Genomic DNA, 13,082 nt, shown 5'->3' with positions numbered 1-13,082 from the left:
GAGGTTGGATCACCGGTCCCTCTCTGCCGTATCGAAGTAATTCCACGGTGGCTGTTTGGGGAAACCGTTGCGCCCATCTGATCTCCCCCCTTGTGGGGGAGATGTCCGGCAGGACAGAGGGGGGTGCCCCAGGCACAGCGCCCCCAAAGCGGAGGTCCCGCTAGATGCAAACCAACTTCACCCCATCGCAACTCGCCGACCCCCATGTCGCCGAATCCGAAAAGATCCTGCGCAAGTGCGTCCATTGCGGCTTCTGCACTGCCACCTGTCCCACCTATGTGACGCTCGGCAACGAGCTCGACAGCCCGCGCGGGCGGATCTACCTGATCAAGGACATGCTGGAAAACGGCCGCCCCGCCGATGCCGAGGTCGTCACCCATATCGACCGCTGTCTCTCCTGCCTTGCCTGCGTCACCACCTGTCCCTCGGGCGTCGACTATATGCATCTGGTCGATCACGCCCGCGCCCATATCGAAAAGACTTACAGACGGCCGTTCACGAACCGGCTGACGCGCGCCATTCTCGCGACCGTACTGCCCTATCCCGGCCGTTTCCGGCTGGCGCTCCATCTCGCCCGTCTCGGCCGCCCCTTTGCCGGCCTGATGCGGGGGGCAGCGCTGAAGCCCTTTGCCGCCATGCTGGCGCTTGCGCCGCGCCGCATCCCGGCGGCTTCAGACTTTTCAAAACCCGGCACCCATCGGCCCGAGGCGGGGCGGCGCGGCCGGGTGGCGATTCTCACCGGCTGCGCCCAGCCGGTGCTCGATCCCGGCATCAACGCGGCGGCGATCCGGCTGCTGACACGGCTCGGCATCGAGGTCGTGGCGCCGGAAGGCGAGGTCTGCTGCGGATCGCTGGTCCACCATATGGGCCGGGCCGAACAGGCGCTCGCAAGCGCCCGCACCAATGTCGATATCTGGACGCGCGAGATCGACAGCCATGGCCTCGATGCGATCCTCATCACCGCATCGGGCTGCGGCACGACGATCAAGGATTACGGTCACATGCTGCGCCTCGACCCCGCCTATGCCGCAAAGGCGGCCAGAGTCTCGGCGCTGGCAAAGGACATTACCGAATATCTGGCGACCCTCGACCTGCCGGCCCATATGCCGAGGGGCATCACGGTCGCTTATCATTCCGCCTGTTCGATGCAGCACGGCCAGCGCATCACCCTTGCGCCGAAGCAACTGCTGAAGGCGGCGGGCTTTACCGTGCGCGATCCGGCCGAAGGCCATCTCTGCTGCGGCTCGGCCGGCACCTACAACATCATGCAGCCGGAGATTTCGGCGGCGCTGAAGGCACGCAAGGTCAAAAACATCGAGGCCACCAAGGCCAACATCATCGCCACCGGCAATATCGGCTGCATCACCCAGATCGCCGCCGGCACCGAGATCCCGATCCTGCATACGGTCGAGCTTCTCGACTGGGCCTATGGCGGCGCTATGCCGGAAAAATTAACCGGTTTGCCGTTAGGCTGACGGGAATGCGGGCCCATTCGGGCCGCTCCCGGGAGGTTGGGCGATGTGGCGGGGAATGATTGTACTTGCGGGACTGCTCGGTGCGGCAGGCGCGGCCCATGCCGACAGCCGCCTATTCTGTTCCGCCGATGACGCGCAGGCGCGCTTCACCCTTGAAAGCGGTTTCGCAAGCGATGCCGGCCATAGGCTCAACCATTTCCGCGGTGCGCTTGTTGTCAAGGATCCCGCGCAAGCGACCTTTGCCAAACGTCTGTTCGAATCGCAGCATCTGAGCAATCACTGGTCGCGCGATGGCGAACTGCTTCTGGAGGTCTTCGACGGCGGCGGTGACGATACTGGCGGCGCAACGCTGGATCTGGTGGTGGTCGCCGGCGTCCGTGGCAAACCGGCGTCGAATTTCAGCGGCACCTATTCCCTGACCATCGAAGGCGGCAGCAAACCTTATGCTGCCGAGGGCAAGGTCAGCTGCGGCACGAAATAGCGCCGCAGCCGAAATTCAATTCATTACCAGTGGAACGAGACGCCGACGTTGACGGCGTTGGTGAAGATGTTGGTCTTCAGGTCAACGCCGCTGTCGATCGGAACGTCGACGCGCGAATAGGTGCCCTTGTATTCGACAAAGGTCGACCAGCGGTCGGTCACCTTGAAATCGACGCCGGCCTGGGCCTGCAGCGTCACGCCGCCGAATTCGTAGGCCCAGGTCTTGCCCTCGGGACGAATCACCTCGACATGCGGAATGTTCACGCCGATGCCGGCGCCGAGATAAGGCGTCCAGCGGCGGCTCGGATCCTGGAAGCGGTAGAGCCCGTTCACCGTCAGCAGGTTCAGACCGTCGGTGAATTCGAAATGCGACCAGCCGGCCTTGGCGAGCGTGTCGTCGTCGGCATAGACCTTGTCATGGGTGTAATCGAGCGAGATACCCCAGTTCGGCTTGTTGAAATTCTCCAGCCACCAGGTGACGCGGCCGCCGTAATAGGGCGGCGCGCCGAAGGACTTGCCTTCCCAGCCGGCGGTGAAATGCGTGCCGTCGGAAAGATCGACGCCGCTGTGCGGCGCGGTCTGGTAACCGCCGTAAATGGAGAACTGCAGATCTTCCGCCGAGGCGGATGCTGCCGAACAGAATGTGAAAAACGCGATGCCCGCAAGCAGGGAAGCGGAAGAACGCAGCGCATATGTCATTGAATAGCCCCGATATTGCAAATATGTCCACTCCTAGGCACGTCTGCCAGCTTTCCGCCGCAAAGTCCAAGAGAAATAAAAGGCGCCTCTAAAAAGCGCCCTCGTTTTTTGACAAGTGTTGCTCAGCCGCCGAACATGGTGCGCAGCACGTCGATACCCCTGTCCTCGAAAGCCACATTGCCCTGCTTGTTGCCGGGGCCGATGACGATCACCTTGGTGCCGACAGGCGCACGATCGTAAAGATGCATCACGTCCTCGTTCATCATGCGGATACAGCCGGAAGACATATTGAGGCCGATCGTCCAGGGCTGGTTGGTGCCGTGGATGCGGAAGATGGTGTCGCGGCCACCCTGGTAGAGATACATGGCGCGGGCGCCGAGCGGATTGTCCTCGCCGCCTTCCTGGTAAGCGGGGATGATGTGACCCTTGGCAGCTTCGCGGCGGCGCATTTCGGCCGGCGGCGTCCAGGCCGGCCATTCGGCCTTGCGGCCGATCTTGACGATGCCCGACCAGCCGAAGCCGTCGCGGCCGACGCCGATGCCGTAGCGGGTCGCGCGGTTGTTGCCTTCGACCAGGTAGAGATATTTGTTATTGGTATCGATGATGACAGTGCCGGCCACTTCCGTCGTCACCAGGCGCACTTTCTTGCGCTTGAATTGCGGCTTTACATATTTCGGCATCTGCGCCACGCGCATGATCTGCGCCGGATGCCGTGCATTGTCGGAAGCCGGGCCGGCAGGCGCGGCGAAGGCTGATGTAGAAATCAAGGACAGGACAAGTCCGGCCGCGGCCAGTCCCGGCATCACTTTGATCATTAGTCGATTCCCCTCAAGCAAGTCCGCCCGAAGCTACATGATCTTCTGCCCGATTCAAGATCGACATGGCCGGATAAAGCCATTTTGACGAGTGGAGCCACCTGTCCTAGCGGCTTCATAGAGCATTTCCGTATTTCTCCGAAACACGAAAATGCTCCATCTCTTTGTTTTTACTGAATTCTCAACGCAAAACCACTGCACACTCTTGCTGGTGCTCCAGCTTTTGCGTGCGCCGTTACATGACGATGACGCGGGTTCCGACGTTGACGCGGTCGTAGAGATCGACGACGTCCTCGTTGCGCAGGCGGATACAGCCGGAAGAAACGGCGCTGCCGATCGACCAGGGCGCATTGGTGCCATGGATGCGGTAGAGCGTCGAGCCGAGATACATGGCGCGCGCGCCGAGCGGATTTTCCAGGCCGCCGTCCATGCGCGCCGGCAGATAGTGGCCCTTGGCGGCCTCGCGGCTGATCATTTCGGAAGGCGGCGTCCAATCCGGCCATTCCGTCTTGCGGGTGATCTTGTGGACGCCGGCCCATTCGAAGCCCGGCTTGCCGACACCCACGCCGTAGCGCCGTGCCTTGCCGCCGTTCATGACGAGATAGAGAAAGCGGTTGTTGGTATCGATGACGATGGTTCCAGGCTTTTCCGTGGTGTCGTAATCGACCATCTGCGGCAGATATTGCGGCTCGATTGGGTGGCGGATTGCCGGTATGCCGGGATTGATCGCCGAAACCGTCTGAGGGGCCGGCTGCTGCGCCTGGCGGGTGACGCGGCGCTGGAAGAGGCCGCGCTGCTGCGGCTGGACGACCGGGCGCTGATAGACGACCGGCCGGACCTTGCCGCCGAGCTGATTGATCCAAGGTGCGGTCAGATCGGGGCTGAGGATAATAGGCGGGCGGGTGGCGTAGCGGTCGTCTGCAATGGCGGCCGTGGAGAAGATGCCGCAGAAGACTGAGGCAAGAAAAAGGTGTTTCATCATCGGACGAACTCTCTACAAATGACCGAAAATGGACTGGCGGGATGGGTCCGCCTGGCGGAGATGTTCCGCTCGCAAAGACGCTGCCACTCCATCCGCCAGCGAATGGTAAAGATCGATCCATGAAAGACCGACCGGCCGAATAAACTTTTCGTCAGGGTTACCGATCGGTTTGGAAAGACGGTTTGCAAATGGTAAAGCCGGAATCATGACCGGAGAACGACGCGGATCCCGGAGAATGAAGCGGACATGAGCACGACTGGCATCATCATCGGCGAGGACGGCAGGAGCCGCTGCCACTGGCACGCCAACCTGCCGGACTATCTCAAGTATCACGACGAGGAATGGGGCCGCCCCGTCACGGACGATATTCGCCTGTTCGAGAAGATCTGCCTTGAAGGTTTCCAATCCGGTCTTTCCTGGCTGACCATCCTGCGCAAGCGGGAGAATTTCCGCGCCGCCTTCGCCGGCTTCGATTTCGAGAAGGTTGCCCTCTTCGGTGAGAAGGATGTGGCCCGCTGCCTGGCTGATGCCGGCATTATCCGTCATCGCGGCAAGATCGTTTCCACGATCAACAACGCCGGGCGCGCCATCGAGCTTCGGGACGAATTCGGCTCGCTCGCCCGTTATTTCTGGCGCTACGAACCCGGCCACAATGAGCGGCCTGTTGTGGTCGACCGTGAGCACATCGTCGCCAATCCGACGACGCCGACATCGGTGGTCATTTCGAAGGATCTGAAGAAACGCGGCTGGACCTTTGTCGGCCCGACCACAGTTTATGCCTTCATGCAGGCGATGGGCCTCGTCAACGATCATCTGGAGGGCTGCTTCTGTCGGCCCGAGGTGGAGGCGATGCGCGCCGTCCTGGTTCGACCATGAAAGATCTGTCCGTGAAAATATCGATCGCCGCCCTTGCCTTGTTGTTCTTGCCGGCCTTTGCCGCGGCGCAGACGCCGCAGCTCGATCCCGGTGAGAAACTGGAGAAGCTGCAGTTTCCGGCCGTCACCATGCAGCTCAAGGGATGGACGAAATTCGGCAGCGGCCACGTCTACACGCTGCCGGTGCGCGCCGGTCAGCACGTGAAGATCGATTTTTCCACCAAGAGCAAGTTCGCCTTCCTGGCGATCTTCGACCTGTCGAAACCCGACGACGAAGCTTTCTTCGGCACCGATGAGGACGGCATGAGCTTTCAGACGACGGTGAAGGAAAACACCACCTGGCTGCTGCGTCCCTACTACTCCAAGGTCTCGCCGCGCCGCGGCCTCGGGGCCCCCTTCAGCATCCTCATCGAGCCGCTGACCGCCGCCCCGCAGCATCCGCCGGCTGAGCCGGACTCGCCCTCGCTGTTTCCGAAGGCGCCTCCCAAGGCGAAATGAGGCTGGCTTAATGCGTGTCGCCTGGGCCCGCTATGCGAGCCCATCGATCAGCTCGCGCAATTCGCCGAGATGGCCAATCTTTCGGAAGCGCGGCGCTTCTCTCGGCTCGTCCACATGTTCCAGCACCCAGGTGAGTTCGTGCGGCACGAAAACGCCGTAACTGCCGGCTGCGATCGCCGGCACGATATCCGATTTCAGCGAATTGCCGACCATCATTGCCCGCTCCGGCCCGTCTCCGACCTTGGCGAAGATGCGGCGATAGGTGACGGCCGTCTTGTCGGATACGATCTCGACGGCATCGAAGAAGTCGCCGAGCCCGGATTGGGCAAGCTTGCGCTCCTGGTCGAAGAGATCGCCCTTGGTGATTACGACAAGCAGATATTTGCCGGCAAGCGCCTCCAACGTGTCGCGCGCATGCGGCATGATCTCGACCGGATGGCTGAGAAGGTCGCGGCCGGTATCGAGGATCTTGGCGATGACGCTCGCCGGCACTTTGCCCTCGGTGATCTCGATCGCCGTCTCGATCATCGACAGCGTGAAGCCCTTGATGCCGAAGCCGTAATGGCGAAGATTGCGTTTCTCGGCTTCCAGCAGCCGCTCGGAAATCTTCGGGCCTTCAGCGAAATCGGCAAGAAGCTCAGTAAAATAGGCCTCGGTCAGTCGGTAATGTTGTTCGTTCTGCCAAAGCGTGTCGTCGGCATCGAAGCCGATCGTCGTCAGTGCTCGCGTCGTCACATGCGCACCTCTTCAATTATGGCCGTCAATCTATCGGCCGCCTGTGTCGAGACAAGGGCTATGTCGAGACAAGGGTGTCAGCCTCCGATGCGACAAGGCTTGGCGTTGAAAAGCGTCGCCGTCGCACTACATCGAATGGGCCTCACCCAGCAGCCAGCCACGGCTGTGCCTGTCGCGCGCAGGCCAATAATCAAAAGATGAAGTTCTTCCGTTCGCAAGTCCCTCTTGCGGCAGACACAAAGGATTTTTTCGACCATGCGTTACAATCAACTCGGAAATACCGGACTTTTCGTCTCGGAAATCTGCCTGGGCACGATGACCTTCGGCGACGCCAAAGAAGGCAGCATGTGGGGCGCCATCGCCGATGTCGACCAGAATGCCGCCGACCGGATCGTCGAGCGCTCGCTGGCAGCAGGCGTCAATTTCATCGACACGGCCGATGTCTATTCATCCGGCGAATCCGAAAGGCTGCTCGGCCAGGCGCTGAAGAACCTGGATGTGCCGCGCAAGGACGTCGTCATCGCCACCAAGGTCTATGGCATCATGGGCGACAAGCCGAACGACCGCGGCGCCTCGCGCGGCCATATCATGGATTCGGTCGAGGCGAGCCTCAAGCGCCTGCAGACCGATCATATCGACCTCTATCAGATCCACGCGACCGATACGGTGACGCCGATCGAGGAAACGCTGCGCGCCTTCGACGATCTCGTTTCGCGCGGCCTCGTTCGTTATATCGGTGTTTCCAACTGGCAGGCCTGGCGTATTTCCAAGGCGCTCGGTGTCTCCGAACGCCGCGGCTTTGCCCGTTTCGAGACGGTGCAGGCCTATTATTCCATCGCCGGCCGCGATCTCGAACGGGACATCGTGCCGATGATGCAGGAGGAAAAGCTCGGCCTGATGGTTTGGTCGCCGCTCGCCGGCGGCCTGCTCTCCGGCAAATATGGTCCGGGCGCGCCTGGCAATGGCGAAGGCCGCCGCGCCAGTTTCGATTTCCCGCCGGTCGACAGGGACAGGGCTTGGGCCTGCGTCGCCGTCATGCGCGAGATCGCCGAGAAGCATGGTGTCGGCGTCGCGACCGTCGCGCTCGCCTATATCCTCGCCAAGCCTTTCGTCACCTCGGTCATCATCGGCGCCAAGCGTGTCGATCAGCTCGACCAGAACCTTGCCGCCGTCCGGCTGAAACTCGACGAAGGTGATATGCAGAGGCTCGACGAGGTGAGCGCACTTGCCCCAGAATATCCGGGCTGGATGCTGTCGCGACAAGGCGCCGGTCGCCGCCCGGCCGACTTCGAGCCGAAGGACTGACCTCACCACTCTAAGGTCCGGGGAACGCCTGTCCTATCGGGCGTTCCCCTTCAGCAACGGCTGACTACTTGCCGTGGGCCTTCAACCAGGCGTTCATTTCCGCGATCTCGGCCTCCTGCGCCTTGATCACCGCTTCGGCGAGCTTGCGGATTTCGGGATCCTTGCCGTATTGGAGCTCGACCTTGGCCATGTCGATCGCGCCCTGATGGTGCGGAATCATGCCGTGGACGAAATCGACGTCGGCGTCGCCGCTATACTTGATCATCATATTCTTGTGCATTTTGTCGTTCGCCTCGCTGAAGGCGTGGCTGGCCGCGTCGTGGTTGCCCATTGGCTCGCTCATATCCATGGGCTTGTCTTCGGCGAAAGCGGGTGCGGCAAAAGCGGCAAGCATGGCGGTAAGGGCGATGATTTTCAAAGACATGAGAGTTCCTTCCTCTGTCTGACAATAGAGTTCCCGGGCAGCCGAAGCCGCCCATCTGCATGGAAAATGCGGGTATCAGACCAGTCGGGGAGGCGGTGCCTGTGGAGCAGGCCTGTTGTCATCAAGGGCGCGGGCAAGCGGCGGCGCCGGATAGCCGAAATTGGATTTTCCGCCCGCCCCGGTCATCACTGCCGCCGGCAGCATAAGACAGGCGGCGCAAAGCGGCATATGCGCGAAGTTTCCGCTGGCGCAAGGGTCTTTCAAGGAACCGGCCTTGCCTGCTTCTTTCGGCATCGGCATGCCAGCCATTTCATGGTGCATGCTGCCGCCGGCGGCCGGCGCATTCATCGACGCGCATGTCGGACAGCCAGCCCATGCGGACATGGCGCCGTAGACCAGCCAGCCGAGAAACATTGTGATGAGGGCGATCATGCGCATGGTGTTTCATATAGGTGAATGCCTGCTGCACGCCAAGTGCTGCCCGACGGCCCCATCCGCATCACCAGCCGGCAATGACCTTGTGTTCGATCCGGTAATCCCTGCTCTCTTCGCCGAGCGGAGCGACCGGCCATGTCCAGACCGCTTTCGCCGGCGGCGGGGTGACGCCGTGCAGCAGGTCGGTCTCCTCATGTGTTTTGCCGTTGCGGTCGATGAGGGCATAGGCGATGTCGGTCACAAGGCAATGCCGGCAGGAAAGTTCGGAAAGCCCGCTGAGATGCGCGGTGATCAGCCTCTCCACCGTGTCTTCAGGCATTCGACCGGCCGCCTCGGCCTCATGGCGTCGCTTCACGCCGCGGCCGATCTGGGACAAGAGATTGGCGGAAACCACGAAATCGAGATAGGGCACGCCACGCAGGAAGGCGAGCGGTTCGGGCTCCTGACCGGCGGCGAAATCGTCGTAGCCGGAGAGATCGCGCTCGATCAGCCGGACGTTGCGATAGCCCTTGGCCGCAAGCCACAGCCGCACCGAGGCGAGATGAATGAGATCGACGAGCACGACGGTGTCGAAATCGCGTGCCAGCTCATCGATCGGCACATCCCGCAACAGGCCGGAGCCGAGCACGACGGCGGTCCGCCTCTGCCTGAGGCCGGCCGCTGCTGCACGGATTGCGTTGCGGCTCTTCTCTTCGTGGTCGGCCCAATCCCCGGCGCAACGTCCGGCCCGCGACCAGAGATTGACGGAATTGCGGATGAACTTCCGATGGCGCTTGCCGGTCAGTGGCAATGTCGCGGCATAGAGGAGCGCTTCGGTGATCATGATCATATCCGCATTCTGAACAATGCCTCATCGTTCAATCGATTCTGGCAGCGCCATCAAGGCCCTCCGCCCTTGCCGCTCTCCGCCCAATCCGCTAGGACACCGCCACTGTCACAGTCAGCGGAATTCCCGGAAATGAACGACAAGCAGAAGAAACCGCAAAAGCTCAAGGCCCGCCTGCCGCGCGGCTTCGTCGACCGGACGGCCGACGATATCCGCGCCGTCAACGAGATGACGGCAAAGATCCGGGAAGTCTATGAGCATTATGGTTTCGATCCTGTCGAAACGCCGCTGTTCGAATATACCGATGCGCTCGGCAAGTTTCTGCCCGACAGCGACCGGCCGAACGAGGGCGTCTTCTCGCTGCAGGATGATGACGAGCAGTGGATGTCGCTGCGTTACGACCTGACGGCGCCGCTTGCCCGCCACGTCGCGGAAAATTTCAACGAGATCCAGCTTCCCTACCGCACCTATCGCGCCGGATACGTCTTCCGTAACGAGAAGCCCGGCCCCGGCCGCTTCCGCCAGTTCATGCAGTTCGATGCCGATACCGTGGGCGCGCCTGGTGTTCAGGCCGATGCCGAAATGTGCATGATGATGGCCGATACGCTGGAAGCCCTCGGCATCAAGCGCGGCGACTACGTCATCCGTGTCAACAACCGCAAGGTTCTGGACGGCGTCTTGGAGGCGATCGGCCTCGGCGGCGACGACAAGGCCGGCCAGCGGCTCAACGTTCTGCGCGCCATCGATAAGCTCGACAAGTTCGGCCCGGAAGGTGTCTCGCTGCTGCTCGGCCCCGGCCGCAAGGATGAATCGGGCGACTTCACCAAGGGCGCCGGTCTCGACCAGGAGCAGATCGACAAGGTGCTCTTCTTCGTCGGCATCAAGGATTATGCCGAAAGCGCCGGACGTCTGGCCGAACTCGTTGCGGGGACGTCGAAGGGCGCCGAAGGCGTCGAGGAGTTGAATTTCATCGGTGCACTCGTCACGAGCGCCGGCTATGGCGCCGACCGCATCAAGATCGACCCTTCCGTCGTGCGCGGCCTCGAATATTATACCGGCCCGGTCTATGAGGCCGAGCTTCTCTTCGACGTCACCAACGAGAAGGGCGACAAGGTCGTTTTCGGCTCGGTCGGCGGCGGTGGTCGTTATGACGGCCTCGTCTCCCGCTTCATGGGCCAGCCGGTTCCGGCAACCGGCTTTTCGATCGGCGTCTCCAGGCTGATGACGGCGCTGAAGAACCTCGGCAAGCTTGGCGCCAGCGAAGTGATCGAGCCGGTGCTGGTCACCGTCATGGACGGCGATGTCGAGGCGATGGGCCGCTACCAGAAGATGACGCAGCAATTGCGCGCGGCCGGTATTCGCGCCGAGATGTTCCAGGGCAACTGGAAGAAATTCGGCAACCAGCTGAAATATGCCGACCGCCGCGGCTGCCCCATCGCCATCATCCAGGGCGGCGACGAGCGCGCTGAAGGCGTCGTGCAGATCAAGGATCTGATCGAGGGCAAGCGCCTTTCCGGCGAGATCGAGGACAATGCCAGCTGGCGCGAAGCCCGCGTGGCGCAGGAGACGGTTATGGAAGCCGATCTCGTCGCCAAGGTGAGGGAAATCCTTGCCGCGCAGGCGGAGGATCGAAAGAGGGCTGGCGGTGATGTCTGAGACATATACGTGCCTTCCGGCACGCCCTTCGCCTGTTGTTCGGAGCGCAGCATGCCCCTGATCAACCTCCCGGAATTCTCCAACGACCTGCTTGCCGAATTCGCTTCGCGAAATTCCGAGCGCATCGATACGCCGGTCATACAGCCGGCCGAGCCGTTCCTCGATATCGCCGGCGAGGATCTGCGCCGGCGCATCTTCATGACGGAAAGCGAAACCGGCGCCAGCCTCTGCCTGCGTCCCGAATTCACCATCCCCGTCTGTCTGCGCCACATCGAGACGGCAACCGGCACGCCGAAGCGTTACGCCTACCTCGGCGAAGTCTTCCGCCAGCGCCGCGAAGGCGCCAATGAATTCTACCAGGCCGGCATCGAGGATCTCGGCGACATCAACATACCGGGCGCCGATGCGCGCGCCATTGGTGACGCAACCGGCATTCTCGCCCGCCTGCTGCCGGGCCGGCGCTTAGCCGTGACGTTGGGCGATCAGGCGGTGTTCGAGGCGGTCGTTCAGGCGCTCGGCCTGCCGCTCGGCTGGCAGAAGCGCCTGATCCACGCTTTCGGCAATATGACGCAACTGGAAGCCTTGCTGGCAAGCCTCGTCAGCCCGCAATTCGTCACCGGCCCTGACGACGATATCGCCAGGCTTGTTGTGTCAGGTGACGAGCAGGCGCTGGTCGCCCATATCGAGCACGAGATGCAGGCGACCGGTTATTCCTCAAATGCCAGCCGCTCGCCGCTGGAGATCGCCCGGCGCCTCAAGGAAAAGCTCATCCTGTCCGAGACGCGTCTCGACGATGCGGCCTTCCATGTGCTGCAAGAGTTCCTGTCTCTGCACGTGCCGCTCGTCAATGCGTCCGCAGCACTTGCCGGCTTTGCCGACGCTGCCGGCCTGAAGCTCGGCAATGCGCTGTCGCGCTTTAACGGCCGCGTCGCCGCCCTTGCCGATGCCGGCGTCGACCTGTCCTGCCTGGATTACCGCGCCGCTTTCGGGCGTCCGCTCGATTATTACTCCGGCCTCGTCTTCGAGGTGACGGTGGAAGGCTCGAGCGCGGTCCTGGCCGGCGGCGGCCGCTTCGACCGGCTGTTGACCTTCCTCGGCGCGACGGACCGCATTCCGGCCGTCGGCTTCTCCTTCTGGCTCGACCGCATCGAAACCGAAAGGGCAGCCGCATGACCATCACCATCGCGCTTCCCTCCAAGGGCCGGATGAAGGACGACGCTTCGGCGATCTTCGAGCGGGCCGGCCTGCCGATCTCGGCGGTTGGCAACGACCGCTCCTATCGCGGCCGCGTCGAAGGCTGGGACGATATCGAGATCACCTTCCTGTCGGCGTCGGAAATCTCCCGCGAGCTCGGCAACGGCACCGTCGATTTCGGCGTCACCGGCGAGGATCTGATGCGGGAAGGCTTTGCCGAGGCCGACAAGCGCGTCGAATTCTGCGCCCGGCTCGGCTTCGGCCATGCCGATGTCGTCGTCGCGGTGCCCGAGATTTGGCTCGATGTCGACAGCATGGCCGATCTCGGCGATGTCGCCGCCGATTTCCGCGCCCGCCACGGTCGACGCCTTGCCATCGCCACCAAGTATTGGCGCCTGACCCAGCAGTTCTTTTCGAGCCAGCACGGCATTCAGCTTTATCGCATCGTCGAAAGCCTGGGCGCGACCGAAGGCGCTCCCGCCTCCGGCTCGGCCGATATCATCGTCGATATCACTTCCACCGGCTCGACGCTGCGCGCCAATCATCTGAAGGTGCTCCAGGACGGCATCATCCTGCATTCAGAGGCTTGCCTCGTGCGCGCCCGCAAGGAGAGCCATGCGGGCGAGCCGGCGGTGCAGGCGATCATCGAGGCGGTGCGCGCCGCCCTCTGATCCCGGTCATCA

At 62.3% G+C, this 13,082-nt stretch carries 15 protein-coding genes; 8 read left to right on the top strand and 7 right to left on the bottom strand.

From position 1 onward, the window contains the following. The first annotated feature begins 164 nt into the window (after positions 1-164). A complete protein-coding gene (gene glcF / locus J7U39_RS15880) occupies positions 165-1,475 on the top strand; it encodes a glycolate oxidase subunit GlcF (RefSeq protein WP_210629057.1) in 1,311 nt (436 codons plus the stop codon). A gap of 43 nt (positions 1,476-1,518) precedes the next feature. Beyond that, on the top strand, positions 1,519-1,956 hold the full coding sequence (locus tag J7U39_RS15875; RefSeq protein ID WP_210629056.1) for a hypothetical protein: 438 nt from the start codon (positions 1,519-1,521) through the stop codon (positions 1,954-1,956). A 23-nt stretch (positions 1,957-1,979) separates the two neighbouring features. Here the strand turns inward: J7U39_RS15875 and J7U39_RS15870 are convergent, their stop codons facing one another. The 3 genes from J7U39_RS15870 to J7U39_RS15860 all read right to left on the bottom strand — a co-directional run bounded on the left by J7U39_RS15870 (position 1,980) and on the right by J7U39_RS15860 (position 4,451). Beyond that, on the bottom strand, positions 1,980-2,654 hold the full coding sequence (locus J7U39_RS15870; RefSeq protein ID WP_210629055.1) for an outer membrane beta-barrel protein: 675 nt from the start codon (positions 2,652-2,654) through the stop codon (positions 1,980-1,982). 122 nt (positions 2,655-2,776) lie between these two features. Beyond that, entirely contained in the window at positions 2,777-3,469 is a 693-nt protein-coding gene (locus tag J7U39_RS15865) for a L,D-transpeptidase (protein ID WP_210629054.1), read from the bottom strand. Between the two features lie 235 nt (positions 3,470-3,704). Next, positions 3,705-4,451: a L,D-transpeptidase gene (locus J7U39_RS15860; protein WP_210629053.1), complete on the bottom strand. Its 747-nt coding sequence runs from the start codon at positions 4,449-4,451 to the stop codon at positions 3,705-3,707. 246 nt (positions 4,452-4,697) lie between these two features. On the opposite strand from J7U39_RS15860, the gene J7U39_RS15855 reads away from it, so the two are divergent. After that, a complete protein-coding gene (locus J7U39_RS15855; protein WP_210629052.1) occupies positions 4,698-5,327 on the top strand; it encodes a DNA-3-methyladenine glycosylase I in 630 nt (209 codons plus the stop codon). Continuing rightward, on the top strand, positions 5,324-5,824 hold the full coding sequence (locus J7U39_RS15850) for a hypothetical protein (protein ID WP_210629051.1): 501 nt from the start codon (positions 5,324-5,326) through the stop codon (positions 5,822-5,824). Before J7U39_RS15855 ends, J7U39_RS15850 begins: the two co-directional genes overlap by 4 nt. Before the next feature lie 30 nt (positions 5,825-5,854). Here J7U39_RS15850 and J7U39_RS15845 read toward each other — a convergent pair whose 3' ends face one another. Further along, positions 5,855-6,559, bottom strand: coding sequence for an HAD family hydrolase (locus J7U39_RS15845; RefSeq protein WP_210629050.1), 705 nt, complete (start codon positions 6,557-6,559; stop codon positions 5,855-5,857). A gap of 255 nt (positions 6,560-6,814) precedes the next feature. Here J7U39_RS15845 and J7U39_RS15840 point away from each other — a divergent pair, with 255 nt between their 5' ends. Next, positions 6,815-7,864, top strand: coding sequence for an aldo/keto reductase (locus J7U39_RS15840; protein ID WP_210629049.1), 1,050 nt, complete (start codon positions 6,815-6,817; stop codon positions 7,862-7,864). Positions 7,865-7,928: 64 nt separating this feature from the next. Here J7U39_RS15840 and J7U39_RS15835 read toward each other — a convergent pair whose 3' ends face one another. From J7U39_RS15835 to J7U39_RS15825, 3 genes are all read right to left on the bottom strand, one after another. Beyond that, entirely contained in the window at positions 7,929-8,288 is a 360-nt protein-coding gene (locus tag J7U39_RS15835) for a DUF305 domain-containing protein (protein WP_210629048.1), read from the bottom strand. Between the two features lie 75 nt (positions 8,289-8,363). Beyond that, on the bottom strand, positions 8,364-8,726 hold the full coding sequence (locus J7U39_RS15830; RefSeq protein WP_210629047.1) for a hypothetical protein: 363 nt from the start codon (positions 8,724-8,726) through the stop codon (positions 8,364-8,366). A gap of 61 nt (positions 8,727-8,787) precedes the next feature. Continuing rightward, a complete protein-coding gene (locus tag J7U39_RS15825; RefSeq protein WP_210629046.1) occupies positions 8,788-9,552 on the bottom strand; it encodes a hypothetical protein in 765 nt (254 codons plus the stop codon). 129 nt (positions 9,553-9,681) lie between these two features. Between J7U39_RS15825 and hisS the strand changes: the two genes are divergently transcribed. Genes hisS through hisG form a run of 3 tightly spaced genes read left to right on the top strand, consistent with a single transcriptional unit; the run spans position 9,682 to position 13,070 of the window. Further along, positions 9,682-11,205, top strand: a complete 1,524-nt coding sequence (hisS, locus tag J7U39_RS15820; RefSeq protein ID WP_210629045.1) for a histidine--tRNA ligase — start codon at positions 9,682-9,684, stop codon at positions 11,203-11,205. Between the two features lie 51 nt (positions 11,206-11,256). Continuing rightward, a complete protein-coding gene (locus J7U39_RS15815; RefSeq protein ID WP_210629044.1) occupies positions 11,257-12,378 on the top strand; it encodes an ATP phosphoribosyltransferase regulatory subunit in 1,122 nt (373 codons plus the stop codon). After that, the gene (gene hisG, locus J7U39_RS15810; RefSeq protein ID WP_210629043.1) at positions 12,375-13,070 is read left to right on the top strand and encodes an ATP phosphoribosyltransferase; all 696 of its coding nucleotides are present in this window, start codon (positions 12,375-12,377) and stop codon (positions 13,068-13,070) included. The genes J7U39_RS15815 and hisG overlap by 4 nt, the downstream gene beginning before the upstream one ends. Positions 13,071-13,082 lie beyond the last annotated feature (12 nt).

The organism is Rhizobium sp. NLR16a (genome assembly GCF_017948245.1).
In the GTDB taxonomy this organism is placed as follows: Bacteria; Pseudomonadota; Alphaproteobacteria; order Rhizobiales; family Rhizobiaceae; genus Rhizobium.
Note: the sequence above shows the minus strand (reverse complement) of the source record. Positions and strands in the feature narration are given on the sequence as shown.

What these genes read in the sequence shown, in the direction of transcription:
- glcF (WP_210629057.1), top strand. Translation starts at nt 165, where the DNA reads ATGCAAACCAACTTCACCCCATCGCAACTCGCCGACCCCCATGTCGCC.
- J7U39_RS15875 (WP_210629056.1), top strand. Translation starts at nt 1,519, where the DNA reads ATGTGGCGGGGAATGATTGTACTTGCGGGACTGCTCGGTGCGGCAGGC.
- J7U39_RS15870 (WP_210629055.1), bottom strand. Translation starts at nt 2,654, where the DNA reads ATGACATATGCGCTGCGTTCTTCCGCTTCCCTGCTTGCGGGCATCGCG.
- J7U39_RS15865 (WP_210629054.1), bottom strand. Translation starts at nt 3,469, where the DNA reads ATGATCAAAGTGATGCCGGGACTGGCCGCGGCCGGACTTGTCCTGTCC.
- J7U39_RS15860 (WP_210629053.1), bottom strand. Translation starts at nt 4,451, where the DNA reads ATGATGAAACACCTTTTTCTTGCCTCAGTCTTCTGCGGCATCTTCTCC.
- J7U39_RS15855 (WP_210629052.1), top strand. Translation starts at nt 4,698, where the DNA reads ATGAGCACGACTGGCATCATCATCGGCGAGGACGGCAGGAGCCGCTGC.
- J7U39_RS15850 (WP_210629051.1), top strand. Translation starts at nt 5,324, where the DNA reads ATGAAAGATCTGTCCGTGAAAATATCGATCGCCGCCCTTGCCTTGTTG.
- J7U39_RS15840 (WP_210629049.1), top strand. Translation starts at nt 6,815, where the DNA reads ATGCGTTACAATCAACTCGGAAATACCGGACTTTTCGTCTCGGAAATC.
- J7U39_RS15835 (WP_210629048.1), bottom strand. Translation starts at nt 8,288, where the DNA reads ATGTCTTTGAAAATCATCGCCCTTACCGCCATGCTTGCCGCTTTTGCC.
- J7U39_RS15830 (WP_210629047.1), bottom strand. Translation starts at nt 8,726, where the DNA reads ATGCGCATGATCGCCCTCATCACAATGTTTCTCGGCTGGCTGGTCTAC.
- J7U39_RS15825 (WP_210629046.1), bottom strand. Translation starts at nt 9,552, where the DNA reads ATGATCATGATCACCGAAGCGCTCCTCTATGCCGCGACATTGCCACTG.
- hisS (WP_210629045.1), top strand. Translation starts at nt 9,682, where the DNA reads ATGAACGACAAGCAGAAGAAACCGCAAAAGCTCAAGGCCCGCCTGCCG.
- J7U39_RS15815 (WP_210629044.1), top strand. Translation starts at nt 11,257, where the DNA reads ATGCCCCTGATCAACCTCCCGGAATTCTCCAACGACCTGCTTGCCGAA.
- hisG (WP_210629043.1), top strand. Translation starts at nt 12,375, where the DNA reads ATGACCATCACCATCGCGCTTCCCTCCAAGGGCCGGATGAAGGACGAC.